1 protein-coding gene is annotated in these 892 nt (G+C 37.4%); it reads right to left on the reverse strand.

What is annotated here, in order from left to right:
• Positions 1 to 53: 53 nt before the first annotated feature.
• Positions 54 to 725, reverse strand: a complete 672-nt coding sequence (locus CH361_RS19550) for a hypothetical protein (RefSeq protein ID WP_100792505.1) — start codon at positions 723 to 725, stop codon at positions 54 to 56.
• Positions 726 to 892 lie beyond the last annotated feature (167 nt).

Below are 892 nucleotides of genomic sequence, written 5' to 3' on the forward strand. Positions count from 1 at the left end.
GGCTTTCCATTCCATGGCCACTCAATTCCACTTAACTTTGTCATAACACCTCCCTAATAAACCAACCAGTAGCGTTGCAGACCTAAAACTCCATCTGACAACTTTTGGCCCTTATAAATTTCTCCATCACTTGATTCTACAGAAGAAAGATCTTCGAGTTCTTCCCAAACTTCATAGTAATTCCCACCGATTGTAGTTTTGTTTAACATTCTTACAACATTACGTCTTGTTAAACGATCAATTGCTGGTATGTAATATCGCACGGAATAGAAAAAGTAATCCCTAGACGCACAGATGCTACCAATTTGTCCGCCCATCACGAACAGGGATCCTATGGTTTTTTCTGCTTTGATATCAGATGGGTTTTTTCCCGTTATGGTACTAATCAGAGATCGTTTTACAGAAAGAGAAACTGCTTTCTGCTTATAGCTATGTTCAAATAGAATTCTTAGTTTGTAGTCAGCATCATTTTCATTATTTTCACGATCTCTTTTGGTATCGTAACGGTTACCCCACCAATCCAATCCTTTTCCAGAAGAACTTGAAAATCTAATTTGGTTATAAAGCCAATTGATTCTGATTAGTCGTTCTTGTAAAACCAACAGGAAGGCGAAAAGTATCGAATGCCACTTAATTGAGTTATGTTGATCTTTTGACTCACGGATGGAGCGTCTTTGGTTTCTCCAAACATATTGATCAAAATTGAACGTAAAACGATCACTCATCAATATACCGCCATAATTACATCAAACTCGGATCCCTTATAAGCAATTTGGCCGGATCCAACCAATATATCAGTATCATTGTCTACATCGCAAGATACAGCATCAGGAAATTGTAGGAGTAATGATTTGAAGGAATTTACGATGAATGATTGCTGATCCTTTAGTTC

The sequence above is a fragment of the Leptospira brenneri genome, from assembly GCF_002812125.1.
Lineage (GTDB): Bacteria > Spirochaetota > Leptospiria > Leptospirales > Leptospiraceae > Leptospira_A > Leptospira_A brenneri.